Here is a 25,371-nt window from a genome sequence, read left to right as displayed (position 1 = left end):
AGTGGACATGTCTACAACCGCACGAGTTTGGATCATAAGACGCGAAACCGCGCCTGGTTTGGGCCTTAATTACCAAAAACAGGCGCGGGTGACGCGAACGCGCGGGTGACGCGAACGTGCGGGCGGTGGGCGCGGCGGCGGGGAGCGATTTCGCTCCCCGCGCTACTCGTCCTCGTTGACGCCGACGACCTTGACCTCCGCGAGGTCTGCCTTGCCGGCCTGCGCGTCGGGCAGGCCGCTGAATTCGACGACCACCGCGTCGTAGTAGGTGCCCTTCTTGTCCAGCTTCACATCCGAGCTGGAGCCGGTGAGCTTGCCTTCCGCCAGCTTGTCCTTGGTCTGCGGCTGCGGGTCGTCCGGGTTGAATGCCTCGGAGTGCACGCCGTAGACCTTGTACTCCACGCCGCGGATGCCGGTGCCCTCGAATAGCAGGTTGCGCAGCTGCGCCGGGTGGTTCAGCGCCACCATGATGCCGTCGTCGTTGCGGCTGAGGGTGTGGGAGCTGGCCGCGTTGGCATCGACAAGCTCCGGCGCTTCCTGGTCCCCGGGCAGGACGGACGCGTTCTTCGCGCCCAGCAGGATGGGAGGTGCGGTGGCGATGGTCGGCTGCTGCTCGTTGTGGCCCACCGATTCCGGGTTGATGGGCGACTGATCCGAACCCTGGCTGAGCAGGGAGACCACCCAGGCGGTCAGGCCGGCGACGATGACCACGAAGATGGTCGCCGTCACGCCGATGAGCGCGGCGCCGGAACCGGAGTACCCGCGAGAGCCGAAGCCGGCGGTTGCCTCCGGCTCGTCATCGGACTGCACCTGGTCGGCCTCCACCTTGAGCGCCTGCGGCTCCGCGGCATCCGGATCATCCTCGTCGGCCGGGGTCGGCGCGAAGGCGCTCAGGCGCTCGGCAATGGATTCCAGGGTGACCGCCAGTGACCGCTCGCCGGGATCCTCGGCGTCCGGATCGTCGTCGACGCCGTCGCGCAGCTTGGCGCGGGCGGCCGCCGCGATGCCGGTCGCGTTCGCGGTGGAACCGGACGCATGGTTGTCCGCCTCCGGGTCCGCGCCGGCGCCGGTGGTGGTGGTCTCCTCGGCGTCGTCGGCGATCTCCTCGAGCACCTGCGGTGTCGGGTCGGTGGACTTCACCAGCTGGGTGATGGCGGCCGACAGGCCCTCGCGGTCCTCGTTGGCGCTCGCGCCCGGCAGCACGGCCGGGAACGCGAGGATGGCCACGCCCTCGGTGGAGATGCGGATGCGGTTGCGGTTGTCCAGGCCCATCAGGTGGCCGGCCGCGTGGGCGGCGGCGGTGTCGTGCGCCAGCGGTGCGAGCGCGTGGGCCACGGCCTTCGGGTCGAGGTTGTCGGCCTCGGCGACCGTCTTCAGCGGGGTGCCGTCCACCCAGTCGGAGACGACGAGGCAGCCGGCGCGGTAGGACAGGATCTCCACTCCCGTGGCCACGGAGTCGAGGCCGAGCTCCGAGAGCTTACGGGTGCGGCGCGAGACCTCCGCGGAGCTGCGCGCGGATTGCGCCGGGGTGGCCGCCGCCATCGGCGCCTGGCCCGTGGTGTCCACGAAGGTGAGCGCCACGCGGCGCCCGGTCTCTTGCTCGCGGGCCTCCCAGAAGCGCGCGCCGGTCACAGACCCGTGGTCGCGCAGGAGGCGGAAGCGGCCGTCGGAGACTGGGGCGCCCGGCACGAGGCGCGGGCCACGGACGATGCCGGCGGACATCGGCGGCGGCACCGGCGAGGAGTTGAACGCGTCCTGGCCGAACATCGGCTGGATCTCCGCCATCTCCGGGGCCTCGACCTCGATGGCCTCGCCCGGCTCGCGGATGATCCGGGACATGCCCGGGATGCGGCGCAGCGCCTGCGCCAGGTTCTGCACCTCCGGCAGGCTGGAGCGGCTGAGCACCAGGCCGGTGGCGATGACGAAGACCACGCCCACGATGACGAGGTGGAGGACCATGAGCAGCGGGCCCATCGGGTCCGGCAGGATGAGGTCGAGTAGGAAGTTGAGCGCGCCCGCCACCACGAGGCCGGCCAGGCCGGCGCCGGTGGCCCACAGGGTGGTCTCGGTGACCGCGCTGCCGCCCAGGCTGCCCAGCTTCCGCTTGAGCAGGAACGCGCCGATGACCGCGCCGGCGACGAAGCCGAAGCCGTTCGCCGCGCCCAGGATGATCACGACGTGCGAGGTGCTGCTGGCCACCATCGGCGCGAGCAGCGAGAGCACGACCTTGGTGAAAGTGATGCCGGCGATGATGAAGGTCGGCGTCCACGCCTCCTCACGCGCGTAGAACACGCGCAGGTGCAGCAGCACCAGCGCGTACGGGATGAGCGTGAAGGCGGAAAAACTCAGCGTCAGGCCGAGGATGCCGGCGGACTCGGTGCCGAACTCGCCGAACTGGAACAGCGTGCGCGCGATGGGCACGCCGAAGCCGGTCATGAAGATGACGATCGGGATGAGCGCGATGAACGTCAGCTTGGTCGCCAGCGTCAGGTCGCGCACCACGCCCTTGACGTCGCCGCCGGCGGCGTTGCGCGACAGGCGCGGCATGATGGCCGTCAAAAGCGTCACGCCGATGACGCCGTAGGGCACCTGCAACAGCAGCCACGAGTTCTGGTAAATGGCTATGGCGCCCTTGTCGGCCTGGGAGGCGACGCGGTTCGCAATCGCGTAGCCGGCCTGGGAGATGCCCACGTAGGCGATGATCGCCAGCGCCATCCCGCCGAACTGCTTGAGGCGCGCGTCCAGGCCCCACAGCGGCTTCAAGTTGATGTTCGCGCGGCGCAGGTACGGCGCCATGATGAGGCACTGCACCACCACGCCGAGCGTGGTGCCGGCGCTGACCAAGAGGATGTGCGGGTCGGTTACCGGTGACGGCGACTCCGGGGTCAGCGAGCCCGGCACGAAGTGGTAGAGCAAGAACACCGCGATGGTGATGATGTTGTTGATCACCGGCGCCCAGGCGCCGGGCGCGAAGATGCCCTTCGTGTTGAGCACCGCCTGGAACAGCGCGAATAGGCCGTAGAAGAAGATCTGCGGCAAGAGCAGATACGCCATCGACGTGGCCTGGGTGATGGAGACCTCGCCGTTGCTGTCCAAGAAGATGCGCGTCAGCAGTGGCGCGCCCACCACGGAGACGAGAGTGACCACCGCCAAAAGTGAAAAGGCGAGGGTGAAAAGTCTTCGGATGAACTCCTCGCCGCGGTCGGGGTCCTCGCGCTCGGCGCGCACCAGCACGGGCACGACCAGGGAGGTCAGCACCGCGCCGAGGACGATCTCGGTGACCAGGTTGGGCAGCTGGTTGGCCGCGAGGTAGGCGTCCGAGACACCGAGCGCGAGCGTCGCGGTGACCAAGACCGAACGCACGAAACCGGTGATGCGGGACAGCAGCGTGGCCACCGCCATGGAGCCGGTGGCGCGCACCACGTCGGAATCGGAATCCGAGTTCCCTTTTCCTTCCGCCTCCTCCTGGGCGGCGTTCGCGCCCTTGAGGTTGGACTTGTCCTCAACCGGTTCTTGTTCCACCGGTTCGGGAATGTCCCGCGGCTCCGGGACCGGGGCCGGGGGCGTGGAGGCGACGAAACGCCCGCGCGTTCCTGACTGCGGAGATGTCATACAACAACTATCTATGTCGACCAAACTTTTTTCTGCGACCGACCCGGAAAAGGAGGGCCAGAAGAACGATAAGCGCGGCCACAAGGCCCACGCCGTACACACTTACGATACCGGCGCGGGTCCGCACGGTAATATCGATAGGTTCCGAAATGGCGTCCAACTCCGGCGTGGCGAGCCATAACGACAACCGCGTGCGATCCATTTCACTGGGCAGGTCCGCCGTCATCGTCACCGTGATCGATCCGCGTGCCGGGATATAGACCTGGTCCGGGGTGTGGAGGCTGGCGCCGTCGGCGGCATCGTAAAGCATGCGGGCATCGACAGGCAGCGGCAGCCCGTTTTCGGTCACGATGAGCAGCGGCGACGAGTCCGACACGCGGGTGTAGACGTTGCCCGGCGGGATGAGCGCGACGGACGCGCGCAGCTCGCGTAGCACCCCGGCGTGCTCGTCCATCCGGCGGCGGAACTTGTCCACCGCGCGCACGTGGGAGCGGAAACTTGACCGCTCGGTCACCGACAGCGCCTGCAACAGGCCGCGGCGCAGCGGCAGCGTGTAGCCGTAGCGCGACAGCGCGATGTTCGGATCGTCGACCAGGATGTGCATCAGGTCGTCGGTGTAGCCGGCCTGTTGGCCCACCTGCTGCACGTCCGCCGCGCTGAAGGCCGCCGGGTCGATGAACGGGCTGCCGGCCGGCACCCCCTCCTCGTCGTTGGCGGTGCCGTCCTCGAGGCGGGCCTCGGCCAGCGGCTTCGGGTGCGCGCCGGTATTCAGCGCCTGTTCCGCGGCGGTCAAGGTTTCCTCCGCCGTGACGGGGTCCAGGAGGTTCGCCAGCTTGGCGATGACCGCAGGCCCCTCCTTCTCCGCGTCCGGGTCGTCGGCTGTGTCCGCTGGGGCGGGATGCGTTTCCGTCGCCGCGAGCGAGAGCGCCGCCGCGGAGGTCAGCGCACGGGAGTATTCGGAATTGTCCGCATAGTCGGAGCGCAGTTCCGGGTTGGAGTACCCCGGCGTCTGCGGCTCCGGGCCCGCTTGGGCTAAGAGGGATCCGAGGGAGGCATCGAACGTCGCCGCCTTGCCGTGCCACGTGCTGTTGTTGGCCACCAGCACCGGGTGCGGCATCGGCTCGGAGACATACCCCGGGCCTGGCACGAGCAGATCCGTCGCCACCGGCCGGCCAGTCACCCGCTCGATGGTCTCTGGACCGCGGTCGAGCGCCTCGTGGGTGAGGAAGTCGTTTCCTGCCTGCGCTACGGCCGACGGATCCGCGTTGGCCCACGGCATGGACACGGTGCAGTCCACGCGGCGGAGCTTGTCCAGCCAGGCGCGGGCGTCCGCCGCGCCGGTTCCCTCGTGGCCGCGCTCCTTATTGGTATTGCTGAACCACGAGTCGCGCAGGCGTTGCGGTTTGGCCACGTCCTTCGGGCGCGTCGTGGAGACCCGGTAGCCGTCCGCCATGCGATCGACGGTGTCCACCAGCGCCGGGTCGAGCGCGACGCAGCCCGCGCCGTGCAGATCGTGGGAGAGGTAGCTGTCCAGCAGCTGGTCCAGCCGGCCGCCCGCTGCGAGCTCGTGCGCCAAGTTGTCGCTGGCCAGCATAAGCGGCTGCTCACCGGTCTCCCCCGGCAGGATGTCCAGCTTCGCCGTCAGCGGGTAGACCACCGTCAGATCCGGGTACTCCTCCCCCGCCGCATTCGGGTTCTGCCCCCCCGCCCGGCCCGCGGAACCCGCGGGGATGTCGAGTAGCGTTCGCTCCGTCGCGAGCGTCGTCGCATTGTCCGCCCCGGCCTCGGAGCCTTCCGGCGACGCCGATCCCGTCAGCGTGAATTGGAGGGGGAAGACGGCCGGGTGCACCGCGGCGTGGTCACCGGAGTCCTCGGAGGCGGCGTTCGCGGCAGCCTCGTGCTGCGCGGCCACGGCCTCCCCCAGCCCGAGCCCGCTGCCCGCTGGGACGGTCATGGTGACCTCGGTGCTGCTGCCGGCGGCGACATCCCCCACGGACGTGTGCCCGCCGTAGTAGCCGTAGTCCCCGCCCGCGAGGTGCATGCGGGCGGTGGCAGGGTTGTCTACCCTCTCGCCGCGCCACGCGTTGATATCCACGCCGGTGATGGTCGAATCCGTGGTGTTTTCAATGCGCAGGCTCGCCGTCAGCTCGCCGGTCTCCTCGTCGAGCTCGAGCGACTGCAGTTGGAGCCGCGGCTGCGTGCTGGCGGCGATGCTGTCGCCCGCCGGATCCCACAGTTCGCGGCGTGCCGGATCCATCCCGCCGGCTCCGCTGCCGGCCCCACTGCCAGCCTCGGTGCCTTCCGCCTGCGCGACCGTCTCGGCGGCGTCAGCCGTAGCACCATCGGCCTCGGTGGCCCCAGCCTCAGCAATGTTTCCCGTGAAACATTGCGCGCCCATCCCGGCACCCGTAAACCCGACGAGCCCCACCAGGCTCGTCGCCGCTGCCGCGGCGGCGGCAGTATGCAGAGCGGCGGCCGGCCGCTTCCGGCGACGCCCGCCGCCGACACCGTTGCGATGCAGATTCGTGCTCACCGCGGCGTGGTCCTTCCCGCGGCGGCCTCCTTTACCGCCAGCTCAGGGAGGATGTCGTGCGCGGTGCGCGCGAGCTTGCGCTCGTCGGCGTAGGCCAGGTGCTCGATGAGCGTAGACACCGGGATCCAGGACACCTCGGTGACCTCGGGGTCTTCGTCGTTGAGCACGCCATCGACAAAGCGCAGTAAGTGGTGGTGGACGGTCTTGTGGATGCGGACGCCGTCGGACACGAACCAGTAGTCAATGGTGCCCAGTTCGGCGAAGACCTGGCCGTGCACGCCGGTCTCCTCCCACACCTCGCGCTCGGCGGTGGCGGACTTGTCCTCGCCGTCTTCTACGTGTCCCTTGGGCATCGACCACAGCAGGCGGCCGCGTCGATCGAGGCGCCCGATGAGGGCGACGTAGATCTGCGACATGTCCACATCGTCTGGGCCCGGGTTGGGCACCGCCGCGACGGCCTCCGCGAGCCCGGAGACCACGAGGCCGCCTGCCGATGTCTCGTCCCGCGTCGGCATGTGGTGATCATTGCTGCTGTGGCGCGGGCGGGTCGGACGAGTATTCCGGGCGTCCTTCGGCGTGCGGGAGTTCCGGGGATTGCTGCGGTTGGGGCGGGCTGATCCATGGCCCGTGTTCCGGCCGCTGCTGCGCCGGCTATCGCCACGCCTGCTCTCGCTGCGCCTGCTCTCGCCCCGGCGGGCATCGCCACGCTTGCCGGCCCGGCCGGCCCCGTTGCCTGAACCACGCTTGCGGCGCCGACGCCAAGACCCCTGGTGGGGATCGGTGCGCTTGTCTCCGGTGTCGTTGCCGTTGCCGGCGCTCGGGTGCGCCTTATCGCCGGACTTTTCGTGGTTAGTCATCTTAAGTAATCGTAGTAGACTCTTCCGCGTGAATTTTGGAGACACTCAGCTCATCGGAGCGCTAGCACGCGCTGACGCCACGATCTCATCGCTCAGTCGCCTCCTTTCCGGCCTCGTGAAACGCTTCGCCGACCGCGGCTACAGCCTCTATCTCGTGGGCGGGCCCGTCCGCGACGCGTTGCTCGGCCGCCTGGGCAACGATCTCGACTTCACCACGGACGCCCGCCCCGACGTCGTCCATGCGATTTTGGACGAGTGGGCCGAGACCGTCTGGGACACCGGCATCGAGTACGGCACCGTGTCCGCGGCCTACCGCGGCAACCAGATCGAGATCACGACGTTCCGCGCGGACTCCTACGACGGCGACTCCCGCAACCCCGAGGTGGTCTACGGCGACAGTCTCAAAGGCGATCTCGTGCGCCGCGACTTTAAGGTCAATGCCATGGCCGTGGAGCTCCTACCCGACGGCACGACCACCTTCCACGATCCGATGGAGGGCCTGAAGGATCTGCAGGCGAAGATCATCGATACGCCGGACTCGCCGGAGATCTCCTTCCACGACGATCCGCTGCGCATGCTCCGCGCCGCCCGCTTCGTCTCCCAGCTGGGCTTCGGGGTCTCCGAGCGCGTGCGCTTGGCGATGTCCGACATGGCCGCCGAGATCGACCGCATCACCGTCGAACGCATTCAGGTGGAGCTGGACAAGCTCATCTGCGGCGACGCCCCGTGGGACGGCATCGATCTCCTGTGTGAGACCGGCATCGCCCAGCGCGTCATCCCGGAGGTGCCCGCCTTGTCGATGGCGCCGGACGAGCACGCCCAGCACAAGGACGTCTACGCGCACTCGCTGCAGGTGCTGCGCCAGGCGATGGACCAAGAGGAGGACGGCCCAGACCTGGTGTTGCGCTGGGCGGCGCTGTTGCACGACATCGGCAAGCCGGACACGCGCGATACCACCGGCGGCAAGGTGTCCTTCCACCAGCACGAGGTGGTCGGCGCGAAGCTCGCGCGCAAGCGCATGCGCAAGCTGAAGTACCCGAAGGCGGTCATCCAAGACGTCGGCCAGCTGGTGTACCTGCACATGCGTTTCCACGGCTTCGGCGAGAACCAGTGGACTGACTCGGCGGTGCGGCGCTACGTCACCGACGCCGGGGAGCTCCTTCCCCGCCTGCACAAGCTGGTGCGCGCGGATTGCACGACGCGCAACGCGCGCAAGGCACGCCGCCTGCAGCGCACCTACGACCAACTCGAGGAGCGCATCGCGGAGATCCAGGAGAAGGAGGACCTCGCGCGCGTGCGCCCGGATCTGGACGGCAACGAGATCATGCAGATCCTCGATCTCAAGCCCGGGCCCGAGGTGGGCCAGGCGTGGAAGTACCTCAAGGATCTGCGCCTCGAGCACGGCCCTCTCGAGCGCGAGGAGGCCATTGCGAAGCTGCGCGAGTGGTGGGATTCTAAGAAGTGATGTACGCAGATCGCCTGTTTAACGCCCTGGAGCGCAACGAACCCGCCCCCGGCATGCTGCTGGTGGCCGCACCCGGGATGCTCTCCCCCGAGTTCGCGCGCTCCGTCATCCTGCTCGTGGAGTGCTCCGACGCGCTGACTCTTGGCGTCGACCTGACGAAGCGCTCCGAGGTCGCCGTGTTCAACGTCCTGCCGGACTGGATGCCCGTGGTGGCTAAGCCGCAGGCGCTCTACATCGGTGGCCCGCTTAACCAGCAGGCGGTCATCGGCGTGGGGCGCACACAGCAGGGAGTGGACATCGACAAGCATCCGCACCTCAACCGCCTGGCGCCGCGCATGGCGCATGTGGATATGCATGCCGATCCGGAGGACATGCGTGCGGTTATCGATGGCATGCGTTTCTTCGCCGGGTACGCCGAGTGGGCCCCGGGGCAGCTGGATGAGGAAATTGAGCGCGGGGATTGGTTCATCGCGCCGGCCCTCCCCCAGGACGTCATCACCCCGGGCGCGGTGGATCTCTGGGGCAACGTGATGCGGCGGCAGGAGTCCCCTCTGCCGATGTTTTCCACCTTCCCCGCCGACGTTGCAAATAATTAGCGGCCAGCCTCCCCTTTACCGCGACTAGACCGTATGGTCTGGTTATGCGTAGTGAGGACACGACCCGCAGTAGCGACATCCGGCGCGGACTCCGCGACACCTCCGCCGCCGCCCTGGGGCTTATCCCCTTGGGTCTCGCCTTCGGCCTGTTGGTCGCGCAGGCCGGGTTTGCGTGGTGGTGGGCGCCCAGGCCCCGTTTCGGCGGCGGTCACAGGGTTCATGTTGAACTTCCGCCACGCCCGATCCGGCGGCGCTGAGCGGTACGCGTCTGCTGACCATCCAGGTCTTCGCCCAGGCGCTTTGGGTGGGCAGCGGGATCGCGGGCGCCCTGGTGGGTCTCGCGGTCCCGCCGCACGTGCAGGGCATGGACTTTGCACTGACCGCCCTCTTCGTCGTGCTTACTTACGATGCGTCCTGCGCCGGCCCCGACTGGTCCCTCCTCGCTGCGGCGGGGGTCTGCTTGGCCGCCGCTCTCTTGTTTCCGGACCAGCTCCTCATGGTTGCGCTCACCGTGTATTTCGTCTTCGTGCTTGCGCGGCACTTTTCGCCGCAGCTGGATAGCGCGTTGCGGCGGGACAAGGGCCCACGGTCGCAGGCTGCGCGTGCCGATGTTTCACGTGAAACCACGTCCGTGGCGTCAGCTGGAATCGACGGGAAGTAGCGCGCGCTGTTTCAGTACGAACTTTTGGCTAGCGGCGACCCCGGGCAGTACGGCCTTCCCGAAGGCACCAGCTTGTCGATGGTCGCCGCCGTCCTCATCCCCGTCGGCATCGTGCCCCTGCTTTTGCGCCAGCTGCCGTTCTCGCTCATGCGGTTTACGCGCAGCAACGAGCTGGTGGAGAACCTCGCCCGCATGATGCCGGTCGGCGTCATGGCCGTACTGGTCACCTACGCGGTCTGGGGGCAGGGTCGGGCCGGGCTGTTCGGCGGTCTCGGGGCGGTTCTAGCCGCGGTTGCGTTCACCGTGGTACTGCACGCATGGCGGCGCAGTTCCGGCCTATCTATCTTCGGCGGGACGGCCTTCTACATGCTGCTGGTGAACGTGATCCTCTAAAGGCTGGGGAACTTCGCCTGCGCTTCGGCCCACAGGGCCTCGAAGTCGCCCTCGCTGACGTATTCTGCTTCGATGTTCTCGAAGTTGTCGTAGCTATCCGGGTGCGGCACCCGGCGGTTCGGCTTGTCGATGTTCCCCTCTACCGCGTTCTCGCTCGCCGCCCCGGCGATGGCGTGATCAGGGGTGAGGGCGATGAGCCGATCCATACGGCATGTGGACGCGTCGATCTCGCTCAGCTGGGCGACGTGGATGGCGGTGCCGGCGCCGGGGATGGTGAGCGTGGTCCGCACGTAGAGCCTGTTTGTCATGGGGGCAATGCTACCGCGCGGGATTAGTGGCCCGCGTCCGCCCCGGTTGCAGAGCAGGTCGCATACCGCGAGGCCAGTGCCGAGCACATCATCAGCTGGACCTGGTGGTAAATCATCAGCGGCAGGATGATGAGACCCAGCGTTCCACCAGTGCCGAAGATGACGGACGCCATGGGCACACCGGTTGCCAACGACTTTTTCGAACCGCAGAACTGCGTGGCGATGACGTCCCCGCGGGAGAACCCGAGGTTCGTGGAAATCATCCGCGTCAACCACAGCATGACGGCGACGAGGGTGATGGCGAAGACGACGAGGAAGGCGAGCTCCCCTACCCCGATCTCGGACCAGATGCCCGCGGCCACGCCGGAGGAGAACGCCGAGTAGACCACCATGGTGATGGAACCGCGGTCGACGATCTTGGTGCCCTTGTTCGCCGCGAAGTCCTTCACCCACCGTCGGGTGAGCTGCCCCAACGCGAACGGCAGGAGCAGGAGCAGGGCGATCTCGCCAATAACCGAGGCGTCAATGTGGATGCCGCCATCCGCCGTTTCTTCACCTCCCATACACACGGCGATGAGTAACGGGGTGAGTACGACCCCGACCAAGTTCGACATCGACGCCGCCACGATGGCACCCGCGACGTTGCCCTTGGCGATGGACGTGAACGTCACCGACGAGTTCACCGTCGAGGGCACCAGGGTGAGGAACAAGATGCCGAGATACAGCTCGTGCGGGATGAGCGTGCTTACCGGGCGGAGCAGCAATCCGATGAACGGATAAGCGACAAAGGTGAACGCCGCGATGGTGAGGTGGAGTCGCCAGTTTTTCAACCCGGCGAGCGCCTCGTGCGGTGACAGCCGGGCGCCGTAGAGGTAGAAAAGAAGCGCGATGGCAAGGTTGGTGAGAACTTTGAAGACGCGCGCGAACTCCCCCTGAGCCGGCGCTATAATCGCGACCACCACCGCCGCAATGATGAGCAGTATGAGCGGGTCTATTTTCTTGAGGAATGCGGGCATGCCGCAGAGTCTAGTAAGGTAGCAACCCACGGCGCTGGGATGAATGATCCCGCCGGCCGCGGGACTTTAGACGCCGAGCTTCAGACGCGGCGCGGTCGTGCGGAAGATCCGCGAGCTCAATCGCGTTCCGTCTCGGAGAGCCCAAGCAGAGCGGATCCATAAAGGCAGCGCTCCACGGTAGCGGCAACGCACCACGGGAGTGTAAATAGTTGACTGTCCCCATGAGTGGCAGCATCAATAGTTCTGCGTCTGCCAATAGTTCTGTAGCTTCAGATGGCCCCGGGGATTCCCTGGTTCGCTCCTCTCCCCCACGCAACTCGCTCCCGCCCTCTACTCATTCCGGAGCTTTTGTATTCGTTTCGGAGCGCCGGCGCGACAGTGGTTTAGGAACGGTGGTAATGGGTGACGCCCACAGAAGCGGTAAATTCCACGTGTCCGTTTTGCGTTAGATCCCCACCGATCACAATCGAAATTTCCCACCCTCACCCTCGTGGTTATTTAGTCACTGTGACGGTGAAATAACGTCCCACCGATACACTCGACACGGGAAGGCGCCTATCGCTGATCGGCGCTCCGGGCAGCGTTGCGGAGAGCATCGAGATCCACGCTCCGGGAGTCGGAATCCGTGGAGCAGCATCCGCCTGCCCCACCGTCGCCGCAATCGCATCCGCCGTCGGAGTTATCGCCGGACGCTTCGGCGTGGAGGTACGCCGCGCGGGCACCCAGGATGCCACCGATCGAGAGCGTGGCGATGGCAATGAGTACGGCGGCGACCGGGATGAGCCACATCCACCCGTGCGCGGACAGGGCGGTGATCCCGCCGAAGACGAGCGCTACCCCGCCGAGCATCCAGACTGGGCCGGCGACCGCGTGGGTGGCGTCCCACGCCTCACGGGATCGGCGCGCTTCGGTCACGCGCACGCCGAAGATGCTGTTGCCGGGCAGCTTCTTCGTGGCAGCCATGCCACCAACGATGAGGAAGAGCGCGGCGAAAATGAGCAGGACGATCCCGATAACGAACATGCGTCTGAGTGTATCGCGTGTGGCGCGTGGGGCGAACTCGTCCTCATACGCCGGATACCTGTGCCTTTCATGTAAAGTCTCTCCAAAGGTCTACCCAGTATGAATTTCGGCGCGGCCCCTCGTATCGGCCACGCCACTGAGGCGTTTTCCCGAGACCTTTGCGCCGCTGAATGGACTGAGCACCATGAAACTGAATAAGCTCGGTGGCTCGCTTTTGTTCCGGATTGCCGTAGCGATCGTGCTCGGCGTCCTTACGAGTTTTGTTGCCCCTGTGTGGCTTGGCCGAATATTCGCCACGTTTAACGGCCTGTTCGGTAACTTCTTGAACTTCTTCATCCCGGTGCTGATCTTCGCACTGGTGGCGCCGGCTATCGCCGGGCTTGGCCGGGGCGCCGGGAAGTGGCTCGGCATCACTGTCGGCATCGCGTGGGGCTCGACGATCATCGCGGGACTTTTGGCTTATGCGGTGGCCCACTTCTCCTACCCCGGCCTGCTTGGCGATCAAGTGCTTAACACCAACGTCGCCGACATCGATGAAGGCGCCCTCGATCCGTATTTCACGGTTGATATGGCGCCGCCTTTCGAGGTCATGACCGCGCTCTTGCTGTCGTTCTGCTTGGGCGTGGCAATGACCCAGGTAAAGTCCGACAATCTCTACCAGGTGACCAAGGAGCTGGAGGGCGTGGTCACCAAGGTGATTTGGGGCTTCATCATCCCGCTGCTGCCGATTTACATTTTCGGCATGTTCCTCGACCTGGGCATGAACGGCAACCTGACGGGGGTTCTCGTCGCGTTCGCCAAGGTTCTCCTCCTGGCCGTGGTCATGACGATTCTGTACCTGATCCTGCAGTACGTGGTGGCGGGCGCGGTCGCCGGCCGTAACCCGTTTACGTCGTTGAAGACGATGATGCCGGCGTACTTCACAGCGCTAGGCACCTCGTCGTCCGCCGCCGCCATCCCGGTGACGCTCGAGTCGGCGAAGAAGAACGGCATCTCGGGCCCCGTCGCCGGGTTCGTCGTCCCGCTCTGTTCGGTGATTCACCTGTCCGGTTCGATGATCAAGCTGACGCTCTACGCGTTCGCCATCATTCACCTCACGGGCATGGACGTGTCCTTCGGGAAAGCGATGGGCTTCATGTTCATGCTCACCATCATGATGATCGCCGCACCGGGCGTGCCGGGCGGCGCGGTCATGGTGGCTGCGGGTCTGCTGTCGGACATGATGGGCTTCGACGATTCGATGGTCGCACTCATGATCGCCGCCTACATCGCCATCGACTCCGTCGGTACCGCGGCGAACGTGACGGGGGATGGGGCCATTGCCCTTGTGGTCAATCGGTTTAATCGCGGCGATGCTTGATTGACGTCGTACGTCCTTTAGTAGGGTATGTACTGGTATTCCAAGGGTGTGAGAGAGGTTCAGAAAAGCCCGGAGTCGGAACAGTCCGACCCCGGGCTTTCATCTAGTCGAGGTTTCACGTGAAACCTCGAGCCTTATCCGAAGATAAAATAACTTCGCTTCACTGCAAGTTCTTCGTCAGCTGAGAGCGGTGTCCCCTTGGTTTCGCGGAGGAGTAGTGTACACGCGAAACCTATGAGGCAAGCAACGACGAGATATACGGTTACGGCCAGAGTCGTGCCGGTCTTATTGACTAGGAACGCCGCAATCATAGGAGCAAAAGCTCCGCCCAAAAGCGATCCGATCGCGTAGGTGATTGATACGCCTGACGTCCGGATAGAGGCGGGGAATAGTTCAGCGTACATCGCAGATTGCTGGCCGTAAGTAAGGCCGAGGCCTAGTGTCAGGAAGATTAGCGCACCATACAGGGCCCCAATCCGTCCGGTGTTAACCAATGGGAAAAGGGTCGCTGCACCGATGCCCTGGGTTACGAATCCAAGGAGGTAGGTTCCCCGTCGACCAAGGCGGTCGGATAGCCACCCGGAAAAAACCGTGAAGACCATCCAGGTGGCGGCAGATGCCGCGACAGCGTTCAGAACGTCACCCTTTCTGAGCGCTAATCCGGTTGGATCGGTGGCGTAATTTTGGATGTAACCGCCCGCAGTCATGTAACCGACGGTGCCGTTTGCCGCGAATATCAGGGCTGCAACAAGGACGAGGGGTGCAAATCTACGGAAAAGAACCGCGACAGGGTTCGTCGATTCTGACTCCGAGCGATCGGCCAGCTCGGAAAACACCGGCGACTCCTCGACTCCCATCCGAACCCAGTAGCCAATGGCGACGAGAACGGCAGAGAGCAGGAATGGCACACGCCACCCCCAGTTGTAGAATGCGTCACCTGGGGCCAGGGTGTTCATGATCGAGAGCACGCCAGAGGAAAGTAAAAGGCCAGTAGGAACGCCGACTTGGGGAGCGGCACCAAAGAGACCTCGCTTATTCCGCGGAGCATGCTCCACCGCCATAAGGACTGCGGAACCCCACTCTCCACCCGCTGAAATGCCTTGAATGATACGGAGGAAAATCAAGAGAATCGGAGCCACGATTCCCATGGTTTCGTACGTCGGAAGCAGGCCGATGAGCGTGGTCGCGCCGCCCATTGAAAAGAGGGTGACCATGAGGACAATTCGCCGACCGTATTTATCGCCGAAATACCCGGCGAGAATGGCACCCAACGGACGGAAGAGAAAGGACAGGCCAACCGTCAGAAACGAGATGACGGTAGCGAGGCTGCCTTCAAGGGGGCCGAACATTGAATGGTTGAAGACGAGGCCTGCGACGGCGGCATACAGAAAGTAGTCATACCATTCGATGGCGGTTCCAATAGTTGTAGCGGCTACGACCCGTTGCCGCTCGGCCATTGAAATTCCTGCCGAAGATGTGGAGGCTGTCAAGAGCATAACTTTCTGGGTGGAAGATGGACAACGACGAAAGCGAGTCTAGACAACCACGTTGCACAAAGGGGACGGGGCGCGACTGGGGAAGCGAAGCTTGCCTCTCCGAGCGAAATCTTGACTAAATCAATCTCGCTAAAGTCTCACCCACTCGTTTGCCGGAGTGGATGCAGCCGCCGAGGAACGTGCCTTCGAGAGCGTTCTTTCCGTGCATCCCGCCGCCGCCGAAACCGGACGCCTCGCCACAGGCGTACAGTCCCTGGATCGGCCGGCCGTCCGCCGAAAGGCACGCGCCGTCGAGGTTCGTCTCCAGCCCACCCAGCGTCTTGCGGGTGAGCACCTTGAGCCGCACAGCGATGAGCGGACCCTTCGCGGGATCCAAGATCCGGTGCGGCGGTGCGACGCGGACGATCTTGTCGCCGAGGAACTTTCGCGCATTGTGGATGTAGTTGACCTGGGCGTCCTTGCTAAACGGATTGTCCAGCTGCGAGTCGCGGTCTTCGATAACGCGTCGCAGGGCCTCTTCGTCGACCTCCGGGGCGGAATCATCGGTGAGTTGGTTCATGCCATCGACAAGCGCGTGCAGTGAGTCCGCAACGACCCAGTCCACGCCGTGATCCATGAAGGCCTGTACGGCCACGTGCGTGCCCGGGCCGAGCTTGCCGGCCAGCTTCTTGAACGACTTGTCGGTGAGATCCGGGTTCTGTTCGGATCCAGAGAAGATGAACTCCTTGTCGGCGATGGCCTGGTTGAGCACGAACCACGAGTACCCGTGCCCGGTCCGGCCGATGTGGCTGAGCGCCGCAAGGTTATCGGAGCCGGGAAAGAGGTTCGTTGGCAGTCGCTTGCCTTCCGCGTCGAGCCAGAGGCTGGACGGGCCAGGAATAATCCGGATGCCGTGGTCGGGCCAAATGGGATCCCAGTTGGTCATGCCCTCCGGGTAGTGCCACATCCGGTCGGTATTGACGGTGTTGGCGCCCGCTTTCTTGGCGATGTCTATCCCGCGGCCATCCACGTGCGCCGGCACGCCCGCGACCAGATCGTCCGGGCACTCGCCCCAGCGTTCGTCCGGCCACATCTCGCGGACCTTTTCCAAGTTGCCGCCAATGCCGCCGGTGGCGATGACGACTGCCTTGCCCTCCACGGAAAAGTGGTCGACCACGTCGCGGTTCGAAGCGGCGCCGCGCGGGGCATCGTCAGGCGCGAGCACCGAGCCCGTCACGCCCGTTACCTTCCCGTCGCGGACGATGATGTCGTCGACGCGGTGACGGAAGGCGAAACGGACGCGGTCGTGAGCGGCGGCCTCTAAAAGCGGCTCGCGGAACACGCGCACGACCTCCGGGCCGGTGCCCCACGTGAGGTGGAAACGCGGGACGGAGTTGCCGTGCCCGGAGGCGTCGCCGCTCCCCCGCTCCGCCCAGCCGATCGTGGGCAAGACGTTGAGTCCGAGCGACTTCAAATAGTCGCGCTTTTCCTGCGCGGCAAAACGCACGTATTCCCGGCCCCACTTCCGCGGCCAGTGGTCGTATTCTGCGTCGTCGTAGTCGGCGGAGTTCTCCCAATCGCGCCACGCCAGCTCTTCAGAGTCGGATACCTGCATCCACTTCTGCTCCGGCGAGTCCACGTAGAACAACCCGCCCAGGGACCAGAAAGCCTGTCCGCCTAAATTCTGCTGACTCTCCTGCTCCAAGTAGAGAACGTGGTGCCCGCCCTTGAGCGCTTCGTACCCTGCCACCAGACCCGCGAGCCCGGTTCCCACAATGATGACTGATTTCATGACAGAAAGTATATGGTCCGAAAGGGGTCGGTAGTCTGTGGGTCGTCTGGGTTCCCGCATTCAAGGAGTTGTCATGTTCGCGCCTGCCCGCTTTCGTGCCGTCCGTTCTCTAGCCGCCGCAACGATCGCGGCAACGCTCCTCGGCCCCGTTTCGGCCACCGCCGGGGCTGTGCCTTCATCGCTGTCATCGCTGCCGGCCTTGTCTTCGGATCTTCTCGGCCAGCAGCTTCAGACGAGCGAGCAGGATCATCGCGCCGAGTATCTCGGCCGGTTCGACTTCGGCGCGCAGAACACCGACCCCTCCATCGGCGGTCTCAGCGGCATCGACCAGTCCGGTGACGGGTACATCGCCATCTCCGACGATAAAAACGAGCACGGACCGATCCGCGCCTACCGTTTCCAGGCAGATGACGAACGCGAATTCGAGGCGACGGAAACCGTCCCCCTCACCCAGTCCGATGGTGAGGATTACACGGAATACATCGATGCCGAAGAGATTCGCAAATTGCCTAACGGGAACCTTCTGTGGACCACCGAGGGCAAGGCGAAGGACGGGGATGCCGTTCCTCCGCAGCTGATTGAATCCACCGCCGACGGCCACGAGGTGCGGCGTATCGATGTTCCCAGCTACCACCAGCCGGACGGCCACGAGCACACCGGTGTGTACGACAACAACGGGCCGGAGGCGATGACTCTCCTCCCCGGTGGGCAGTATGCGCTCACCGTCAACGAAAACGCCCTGGCGCAGGACGGTTCGAAAAACAGCGACACTGAGCCGTCGTTGAATCGGGTGACCATCTACGACCTCGAAAAAGGTCAGCCCGCGGCCGAGTACGTGCTTCCCGTAGAAGCGCAACGCGGGGTGACATCGGCGCTTACCGACGAGGACGGCAATCTGTACATCCTCCAGCGCGGCTACCTCAAAGACATCGGTGAGAACCGGGCTGAGATCTACAAGGTCGATCTGTCGGGGGCGGACGACGTCTTGGGCAAGGAGTCGCTCGACGGCACCGAGGCGACCGCGCAGAAGGACTTGGTCTTCGACTTCGCTACCGTCGAGCCGCACCCAGACAACGTCGAAGGCATGGCGTGGGGCCCGCATAACGAAGATGGGAGCCGCACCCTCTTCGTCGTAAGCGACGACAACTTCAACGACAGTCAGTCGACGCTCTTCCACACCCTGAAACTGAATTAACCATTCGCCAGCAAGCGCGAAATCAAAGTTTCACGTGAAACTATCGCGGTCGGCCGGCCGGGGCGCTAGTTCGAACGTACTTGCAGGAACCAGCGCCAACCGGCCCAATATTGTCTCCGCACGCTGACTTCGAGGGTGACATCGCCAAGCTGCAGGCGCTGGCCGATGAGCAGGTCGGCAACGTTAACCCCGGTCGTGGTGAGGTTCTCACCAAAGTAGCCGTTGCGCAGGCTGCGCCCCAGTTCACGCTCCCAGTAATCCAGCTCCTCGCGGGCGTACATGTATACGGCCTTATCCGCGCCGCCGTGGTGCTGTGAGTCCCCGATGATGTCGCCGGCGACTCCGGAACCGTCGCCGTAGCTCGGTCCCGGGGCGGCGACGTCGATGAAGGGTGCCGGCTGCTTGTCGATGCCCGTGACGTCGTACCTTCCGCTCGGGTCCGCGTGCTGTACCGCGACGTTCGTGCTCAAGACTTTCATGGTGAGTCAGTATTACAGGCCCCGGTGGCTAGGTTTCACGTGAAACCTCCGTGGTGCGCCTCGCTAGTCGTCTTCCGTGTCGGCCGTTGCGTCGTAGCCGTAGTTGTTCTCGATGTCGAGCACGACGTCGAGGCCCGTGTTGTCCATCATGCGGAACGGGGCGGTCTCGGTGTGGAAGGTCGCCTTGAACAGCTCGTCGACTTCCTGCCCTGGTCATTGAGCGTAGTCATGCCGCCAGGCTACTGATCGCGTCTAGGGTGGCGGGCAGCGAAAGGAGCGAAAAATATGGAACTACTCGCACTGTTGCACATGGAAGAAAAGATCATCGCGGTCGATGAGGACAGCGGTGAGACCCGCACCATCGTCGAGGAGACTGGCGGCGGGCCGGACGGCATCGCGGTGCACGGCGGTTACATCTACTACTCCACGATGGGTACTGCGCAGCCCGCCGAGGGCGAACCGGACGGGGTGTATACCTCCCCCGACGGCGGCGTCCACCGCGTTCCGTTCAACGGTACGGAGGCCACCGGCCCGGTCGAGCATTTGCTTGCGGTTGACGATGCCCACTTCACCACCGGCAAGCAGCTCGTCTTCGCCGACGGTGCGTTGTACGTCGCCGACCGCGAGGGGCACAAGGTCGTCCGGATTAATCACCCAGACGGCGATCTGGACGACGTCGAGGTGGACACGCTCGTGGCCACCGATCCGGACGGCGGCCCGGAGACCACCCCAGTGGGCGTGTGCGTGCACGACGGCACGCTCTACTGGACGCAGAAGGGCCCGCGCAAGGGCGGCAAGGGCCGCATCTTCGCGGTCAAGCTGGACAAGCTCGACCCGGCCAACCCCACCGACTGGCTGCCGGCGATAGACAACCTGCCGGAGCCGATCGATCTCGCCGTCGTGGGTGAGCACCTCTACTGGACCGACCGCGGCGCGGAGCCGGACGGCAATTCGCTCAATCGCGCGCCGCTGGACAACCTGAAGGCCGTGGAGATCATCCACCGCGGTTTCAAGGAAGCCATCGGGCTTGTCGAGGACGAAGGCGCCATCTTCGTCTCCGATTTGAACGGCGAGATCCGCGTCGTCTTCCCCGAGACCGGCGAGTACGAGACCATCGTCAGCCTGGGCACGCCGGTGACGGGGCTGGCGATCATTTAGTTATAAGAGGCCATCGGCAAGCCGGTTCCGCGCGACGTTAGCGCCAGCGGCATGAACGAGGAGGACTCGTCGCACTTCGAGGTGGAAGGCCTCTAGCCTCCACTACCCTGGCGGGCATGTCGAAGACCACGCGCTCGTTTTGCAACGATCCACACGACTTCCTCGCTGAGGCCGCCGGCGGCACCGTCGCTGCCCATCCGGACGCGCAGTGGGATGCGTCCGGATTTATCCACCAGGAATCCCCCGTGGTGACGGATGCCGGTGTGCCCGCCGTGGCGGTCATCTCCGGCGGCGGGTCCGGGCATGAACCAATGCACAGCGGCTTCGTTGGCCGCGGTATGCTCGCCGCCGCGTGCCCGGGCCACCTATTCACTTCCCCGAACGCGGTGCAGATCTCCGAGGCGACAGCGTGGGCGGATCAGGGCCGCGGCGTGTTGCACGTGGTGAAGAACTACACGGGCGACGTCATGAACTTCACGGTCGCGCGCCGGATGAACCCACACATCGAGACCGATGCTGTGGTGGTTCAAGAAGACATCGCCACCGATACTGCTAGCGAGACGGGGCCGGGCCGGCGCGGCACGGTGGCGACGATTCTGGTGGAAAAGGTCGCGGGCGCCGCGGCTGCGCGCGGCGATGATCTGCCGCAGGTCAAAAACATCGCCCAATGGGTCGCCAACAACTCCCGCAGCATGGCGGTGGCCGTGGAACCGGGCCACCTCCCCACCACCGGCCGGGACACCTTCGACTTAGCCGACGGCGAGATGGAAGTCGGCGTGGGTATCCACGGTGAGCGCGGCGTTGCCCGTGAGCAGACCAAGCCGGCGCGGGACATGGTCGCCGGCATGCTTCCCGGCATCGTGCAGGGACTTTCCCTTGGCGCGGGCGATGAGGTGATCTGCCTGGTCAACGGCCTGGGCGGTACGACGCTGCTGGAGACCCACCTGGTCTTCGGCGAGGTCCTCCAGTGGCTCGCGGACCGCGGTATTACCGTGCGGCGCAGCCTGACCGGCCCGTTTGTCACGGCGGTGAACATGCATGGCGTGTCCGTCACCCTGACCAAGGCCACCGACGAGGTCACCGCGCTTCTCGATGCCCCGACCAACGAACCCGCTTGGCCCCGCGTGCTGGGCACGAAGTCGGCGTTCCAGCCGGCGACGATGGAGTTCGCAGACAAGCTTCCGCAGGCAGGCGAGCCCAACGAGTGGCTCAGTGGCTTCGTTGAGCGCGTTCAGGCGGGTGTCGATGCCCTCACGGAGCTCGACCGCATTGCCGGCGACGGCGACTTTGGGCACAACTTGGACGCCGCTTTCGGCGACATCGAGCTGCCCCTGCGCGGGACCGACTGCGACGTTCTAGAGGGACTAGCCCACCGCTGTCTCGTGCTCTCGGGCGGCACGTCCGGCGCGGTGTTTGGCACGCTGTTTAGCCAGCTGCACCAGGCGGTCAAGGATTCGGCCGGCGGCTCCGACGACGGCTCTAGCGGACGGTTGACCAGGGCAAGCCTGGCGGCTGGGTTAGAGAGCGCCAATGACGCGATCTTCGAATTGGGTGGCGCCACGTATGGCGATAAGACGATGGTCGATGCCCTCTTCCCGGCGATGCGGGCCGTGGCGGAGCTCGATGCAGAAGCGTCTGTCGCGGAGGCGCTGGAGGTGGCGCGGGTAGCCGCGATCGACGGCGTGCGCGAGACCCGCGCGCAGGCCGCGAAGAAGGGCCGGGCGTCCTACCTCGGCGAATCCACCAAGGACGTGCCCGACCCGGGTGCCATCGTGGTGTGCTGGCTGTTCGGCGACACCACGGACGTCAGCAACTTTTAGTGCAGGTCCCAGGACGCCACCGGGTCGCCGGCGTCGTTGTGGAGGACGACGGCGTTGTTGGCGGCATCGTCAAGCTCGGTGTCGCCTCCGGGGACGTGGAACTGGGCGCGGACGGTCTCGCCGGCCTTGATGGTGTGCGGCTCGGTGAGATCGCCGGTGCGCTGGCCGGAGTCGGCATCGCGAAGCACGGCGGAATCGGAGACGCCGGCGTCTTTGCCCTCGGTCACGGAGGTGATGTGGAGGGCGTCCTTGGTGAGGGTGAACTCGCCCTTCTCGACGGAGATGGTGACGCTGACGGTGACATCGCCGGACTCGTCCTCGGCCGGGATGACGTCGGAAGACTTCGCCTCGGCGGAAAGCCCCTCCCCTGCCAGCGGCTGGGTCTCACCGGCGCGCGGGAGGTGGAAGAAGCCGGTGTCAGTGCCGGACGGCTGCACCACGGCGTCGTCGTGGGCGGTGGCGTCGGTGTTCGGCGTGGCGGCGGCTGCGTCGGTGGCGGCGAAGGCGAGGGCCGGGGTGGCGGCCGCGGCGACGAGCGCGGTGGTGGCTACCAAGTTGCGGATACCGGTCATTGATATGTCACCTTTCAGTGCTGTAGACGAAAGTTATTGACTCGAGCGTTATGAAAATAACTAATCGGTAACGTGAGCGCAATGAGGATCGCGGCGGGTTGCGGAGATTGGTTGCGGTGAAACGGCATAAGCGAGTGGTGTCTGGGGTGGCTACTACACTGTGGAGCCATGACGAATCCGAGTGACTCCACAGCGCACCGTTACACCCCGGAGCTGGCGAATCAGCTAGAGGACAAGTGGCAGAACTACTGGGCGGACCACGGCACGTTTAACGCGCCGAACCCGGTCGGCGAGCTGGCCGCGGACGGCTCGCTGCCGGACGACAAGCTGTTCGTCCAGGACATGTTCCCCTACCCCTCCGGCGCAGGCCTGCACGTGGGGCACCCGCTCGGTTATATCGCCACGGACGTCTACGCCCGCTACAACCGAATGCTGGGCAAGAACGTCCTGCATACCCTGGGTTATGACGCGTTCGGCCTGCCGGCGGAGCAGTACGCCATCCAGACCGGTACGCACCCGCGCACGACCACGATGAAAAACATCGCCAACATGCGCCGCCAGCTTGGCCAGCTGGGCTTAGGCCACGATTCGCGCCGCTCCGTGGCTACCACGGACCGCGACTTTTACAAGTGGACCCAGTGGATCTTTTTGCAGATCTACAACTCCTGGTTCGACGAGGAGCAGCAGAAGGCCCGGCCGATCAGCGAGCTTTATCGTGAGTTCGAGGCCAACAAGCGCAAGACCAAGGACGGGCGTTTTTACAACGACCTGACCGAGGAGGAGAAGGCCGCGGCGGTCGACGAATACCGGCTGGTCTACCTGTCCGATTCCACCGTCAACTGGTGCCCGGGCCTGGGCACCGTGCTGGCCAACGAGGAGGTCACCGCGGAGGGCAAGTCCGAGCGCGGTAACTTCCCGGTGTTCCGCAAGAACCTAAAGCAGTGGATGATGCGCATTACCGCGTACTCGGATCGCCTGCTGGAGGATCTGGATCTGCTCGACTGGCCCGACGAGGTCAAGTCCATGCAGCGCAATTGGATCGGCCGCTCCCGTGGCGCGGAGGTCGACTTCCGCTCCGAGGGACGCGACATCACCGTGTTCACCACTCGCCCGGACACCCTTTTCGGTGCGTCGTATGTCGTGCTCGCCCCCGAGCACGAGCTTGTCGATGCCCTCCTCTCCCCCGTCCCTTACGAATCGGACGTCGACCCGCGGTGGACCTACGGCGAGGACGATCCGAAGGAGGCCGTCGAGTCCTACCGCGAGGACATCGCCGCGAAATCCGACTTGGAGCGCCAGGAGAACAAGGAAAAGACCGGCGTCTTTTTGGGCACTTATGCCACCAACCCGGTCACCGGCGAGAAGGTGCCGATCTTCACCGCCGACTACGTGCTTTCCGGCTACGGCACGGGCGCGGTCATGGCGGTCCCGGCGCACGACACCCGTGACTACGAGTTCGCCCAGGTCTTGGGCCTGCCCATTCGCGAGGTCGTCTCTGGCGGCAACATCGATAAGGAGGCCTACACCGGCGACGGGAAGCTGGTGAACTCCTCGAACAACCACGGCCTGAACCTCAACGGCAAGGGCAAGAACGAGGCGATTGAGCAGACCATCGCCTGGCTTGAGGAGACCGGTGCCGGCCGCGAGAAGGTGCAGTACAAGCTGCGCGACTGGTTGTTCGCCCGCCAGCGCTACTGGGGCGAGCCGTTCCCCATCGTCTACGACGCCGACGGCCACCCGCACGCGCTGCCGGAGTCGATGCTGCCCATCGAGCTGCCCGAGGTGGAGGACTACCAGCCGGTGTCCTTCGACCCGAACGACGCGGATTCCGAGCCGCAGCCACCGCTGGCGAAGGTGCGCGACTGGGTCGAGGTCGAGCTGGACCTGGGCGATGGTCCCAAGACCTACTACCGCGACACCAACGTCATGCCGCAGTGGGCGGGCTCGTCCTGGTACCAGATGCGCTACATCGACCCGACCAACGATGAGGCGTTCTGCGATATCGAGAACGAGCGCTACTGGACCGGCCCGCGCGGCGAGAACGACCCGGGCGGCGTTGACCTCTACGTCGGCGGCGTGGAGCACGCCGTGTTGCACCTGCTCTACTCGCGCTTTTGGCACAAGGTGCTCTTTGATTTGGGGCATGTGAGCTCCAAGGAGCCGTACCGTCGTCTGTACAACCAGGGCTACATCCAGGCCTACGCCTACACCGACTCGCGTGGCGTGTACGTCCCGGCCGCGGAGGTCGAGGAGAAGGACGGCAAGTTCTTCTACAACGGCGAGGAGGTCAACCGCGAGTACGGCAAGATGGGCAAGTCGCTCAAGAACGCCGTCGCCCCGGATGACATCTGCCGCGACTTCGGCGCGGATACCCTGCGCGTCTACGAGATGTCCATGGGCCCGCTGGATACCTCGCGCCCGTGGGCGACCAAGGACGTGGTGGGCTCCCAACGCTTCCTGCAGCGCCTGTGGCGCCTGGTTGTCGACGAGCAGACCGGGGAGCTCGCAGTTGCCGATGCCGATTTGGGCGACGACGACAACAAGGCCCTGCACCGCACCATCGCCGGCGTGCGCGACGACTACGAGCACCTGCGCGACAACACCGTGGTGGCCAAGCTCATCGAGTACGTCAACTACCTGACTAAGACGTTCTCCGGGTCGTCGGTGCCGCGCGCGGCGGTCGAGCCGCTGGTCATCATGGTCGCGCCGATTGCCCCGCACATCGCGGAAGAGCTGTGGTCGCGCCTCGGCCATGAGGGCACCATCACGTTCGTGGACTTCCCCACCTTCGAGGACAAGTGGCTCGTCGACGACGAGATCGAACTGCCGGTCCAGGTCAACGGCAAGGTCAAGGCGCGCGTGAACGTGCCGGCTGATGCCGACCAGGACGGCGTCTTCGACGTCGTGCTCGCCGATGAGAAGGTCGCCTCGCTCACCGACGGCAAGAACGTGGTGAAGAAGATCTACGTCCCCGGCCGGATGGTCAACCTCGTGGTCAAGTAGGGGCGGAAATTCCCACGACAGGGTTCTTAGCTCCTTGAGGCGCGGGAGAGAGG

General features: G+C 65.2%; 17 protein-coding genes and 2 pseudogenes. 9 read left to right on the top strand and 10 right to left on the bottom strand.

Going from position 1 to position 25,371, the window contains the following annotated elements; translation table 11 throughout:
• Window positions 1-162: 162 nt before the first annotated feature.
• The 3 genes from murJ to CMASS_RS10215 are packed head-to-tail and all read right to left on the bottom strand — an operon-like array spanning window position 163 to window position 7,002.
• Window positions 163-3,612 (bottom strand): murein biosynthesis integral membrane protein MurJ, encoded by a 3,450-nt coding sequence (murJ, locus tag CMASS_RS10225; protein ID WP_022863353.1) that lies wholly within the window; start codon window positions 3,610-3,612, stop codon window positions 163-165.
• 7 nt (window positions 3,613-3,619) lie between these two features.
• Window positions 3,620-6,145 carry a hypothetical protein gene (locus CMASS_RS10220; protein WP_022863352.1) on the bottom strand — a complete coding sequence of 842 codons (2,526 nt, stop codon included), beginning with the start codon at window positions 6,143-6,145 and terminating at the stop codon, window positions 3,620-3,622.
• The gene (locus tag CMASS_RS10215) at window positions 6,142-7,002 is read right to left on the bottom strand and encodes an NUDIX hydrolase (protein ID WP_084684432.1); all 861 of its coding nucleotides are present in this window, start codon (window positions 7,000-7,002) and stop codon (window positions 6,142-6,144) included. The genes CMASS_RS10220 and CMASS_RS10215 overlap by 4 nt, the downstream gene beginning before the upstream one ends.
• Before the next feature lie 28 nt (window positions 7,003-7,030).
• On the opposite strand from CMASS_RS10215, the gene CMASS_RS10210 reads away from it, so the two are divergent.
• The 4 genes and pseudogenes from CMASS_RS10210 (at window position 7,031) to CMASS_RS10195 (ending at window position 10,117) form a co-directional block, all read left to right on the top strand.
• Window positions 7,031-8,467 carry a CCA tRNA nucleotidyltransferase gene (locus tag CMASS_RS10210; RefSeq protein ID WP_022863350.1) on the top strand — a complete coding sequence of 479 codons (1,437 nt, stop codon included), beginning with the start codon at window positions 7,031-7,033 and terminating at the stop codon, window positions 8,465-8,467.
• Window positions 8,467-9,063, top strand: a complete 597-nt coding sequence (locus CMASS_RS10205) for a YqgE/AlgH family protein (protein WP_022863349.1) — start codon at window positions 8,467-8,469, stop codon at window positions 9,061-9,063. The genes CMASS_RS10210 and CMASS_RS10205 overlap by 1 nt, the downstream gene beginning before the upstream one ends.
• A 44-nt stretch (window positions 9,064-9,107) precedes the next feature.
• Window positions 9,108-9,724, top strand: a pseudogene (locus tag CMASS_RS10200) (branched-chain amino acid ABC transporter permease).
• Window positions 9,725-9,748: 24 nt separating this feature from the next.
• Window positions 9,749-10,117, top strand: coding sequence for a branched-chain amino acid transporter permease (locus CMASS_RS10195; RefSeq protein ID WP_022863348.1), 369 nt, complete (start codon window positions 9,749-9,751; stop codon window positions 10,115-10,117).
• On the opposite strand, the gene CMASS_RS10190 is transcribed toward CMASS_RS10195, so the two are convergent.
• The 3 genes from CMASS_RS10190 to CMASS_RS10180 form a co-directional block, all read right to left on the bottom strand.
• On the bottom strand, window positions 10,114-10,425 hold the full coding sequence (locus CMASS_RS10190) for a hypothetical protein (protein WP_022863347.1): 312 nt from the start codon (window positions 10,423-10,425) through the stop codon (window positions 10,114-10,116). The two genes, CMASS_RS10195 and CMASS_RS10190, sit on opposite strands and share 4 nt — an antisense overlap.
• Before the next feature lie 23 nt (window positions 10,426-10,448).
• Window positions 10,449-11,441, bottom strand: a complete 993-nt coding sequence (locus CMASS_RS10185) for a bile acid:sodium symporter family protein (RefSeq protein WP_022863346.1) — start codon at window positions 11,439-11,441, stop codon at window positions 10,449-10,451.
• Between the two features lie 555 nt (window positions 11,442-11,996).
• Window positions 11,997-12,464 carry an SdpI family protein gene (locus CMASS_RS10180; RefSeq protein WP_022863345.1) on the bottom strand — a complete coding sequence of 156 codons (468 nt, stop codon included), beginning with the start codon at window positions 12,462-12,464 and terminating at the stop codon, window positions 11,997-11,999.
• A gap of 184 nt (window positions 12,465-12,648) precedes the next feature.
• Between CMASS_RS10180 and CMASS_RS10175 the strand changes: the two genes are divergently transcribed.
• Entirely contained in the window at window positions 12,649-13,824 is a 1,176-nt protein-coding gene (locus CMASS_RS10175; protein WP_022863344.1) for a dicarboxylate/amino acid:cation symporter, read from the top strand.
• Window positions 13,825-13,958: 134 nt separating this feature from the next.
• Here the strand turns inward: CMASS_RS10175 and CMASS_RS10170 are convergent, their stop codons facing one another.
• Complete coding sequence (locus CMASS_RS10170; protein ID WP_337955842.1) at window positions 13,959-15,281, bottom strand: MFS transporter; 1,323 nt, start codon at window positions 15,279-15,281, stop codon at window positions 13,959-13,961.
• 154 nt (window positions 15,282-15,435) lie between these two features.
• Window positions 15,436-17,091 carry an FAD-binding dehydrogenase gene (locus CMASS_RS10165; protein ID WP_022863342.1) on the bottom strand — a complete coding sequence of 552 codons (1,656 nt, stop codon included), beginning with the start codon at window positions 17,089-17,091 and terminating at the stop codon, window positions 15,436-15,438.
• A 73-nt stretch (window positions 17,092-17,164) separates the two neighbouring features.
• Here CMASS_RS10165 and CMASS_RS10160 point away from each other — a divergent pair, with 73 nt between their 5' ends.
• The gene (locus tag CMASS_RS10160) at window positions 17,165-18,286 is read left to right on the top strand and encodes an esterase-like activity of phytase family protein (RefSeq protein ID WP_022863341.1); all 1,122 of its coding nucleotides are present in this window, start codon (window positions 17,165-17,167) and stop codon (window positions 18,284-18,286) included.
• 95 nt (window positions 18,287-18,381) lie between these two features.
• Here CMASS_RS10160 and CMASS_RS10155 read toward each other — a convergent pair.
• Window positions 18,382-18,765: pseudogene (locus CMASS_RS10155) on the bottom strand (MOSC domain-containing protein); the annotation flags it as partial.
• Between the two features lie 285 nt (window positions 18,766-19,050).
• Here CMASS_RS10155 and CMASS_RS10150 point away from each other — a divergent pair.
• Together CMASS_RS10150 and CMASS_RS10145 are read left to right on the top strand one after the other, a co-directional pair.
• On the top strand, window positions 19,051-19,923 hold the full coding sequence (locus CMASS_RS10150; protein ID WP_022863339.1) for an NHL repeat-containing protein: 873 nt from the start codon (window positions 19,051-19,053) through the stop codon (window positions 19,921-19,923).
• A gap of 116 nt (window positions 19,924-20,039) precedes the next feature.
• Window positions 20,040-21,743 carry a dihydroxyacetone kinase family protein gene (locus CMASS_RS10145; RefSeq protein ID WP_022863338.1) on the top strand — a complete coding sequence of 568 codons (1,704 nt, stop codon included), beginning with the start codon at window positions 20,040-20,042 and terminating at the stop codon, window positions 21,741-21,743.
• On the opposite strand, the gene CMASS_RS10140 is transcribed toward CMASS_RS10145, so the two are convergent.
• Window positions 21,740-22,315: a hypothetical protein gene (locus CMASS_RS10140; RefSeq protein ID WP_022863337.1), complete on the bottom strand. Its 576-nt coding sequence runs from the start codon at window positions 22,313-22,315 to the stop codon at window positions 21,740-21,742. The two genes, CMASS_RS10145 and CMASS_RS10140, sit on opposite strands and share 4 nt — an antisense overlap.
• A gap of 168 nt (window positions 22,316-22,483) precedes the next feature.
• On the opposite strand from CMASS_RS10140, the gene leuS reads away from it, so the two are divergent.
• Entirely contained in the window at window positions 22,484-25,318 is a 2,835-nt protein-coding gene (gene leuS / locus CMASS_RS10135; protein WP_022863336.1) for a leucine--tRNA ligase, read from the top strand.
• Window positions 25,319-25,371 lie beyond the last annotated feature (53 nt).

The sequence above is a fragment of the Corynebacterium massiliense DSM 45435 genome, from assembly GCF_028609805.1.
GTDB lineage: Bacteria > Actinomycetota > Actinomycetes > Mycobacteriales > Mycobacteriaceae > Corynebacterium > Corynebacterium massiliense.
The sequence above is the reverse complement of the archived record's forward strand: the minus strand, read 5'-3'. Positions and strand labels throughout refer to the sequence as shown.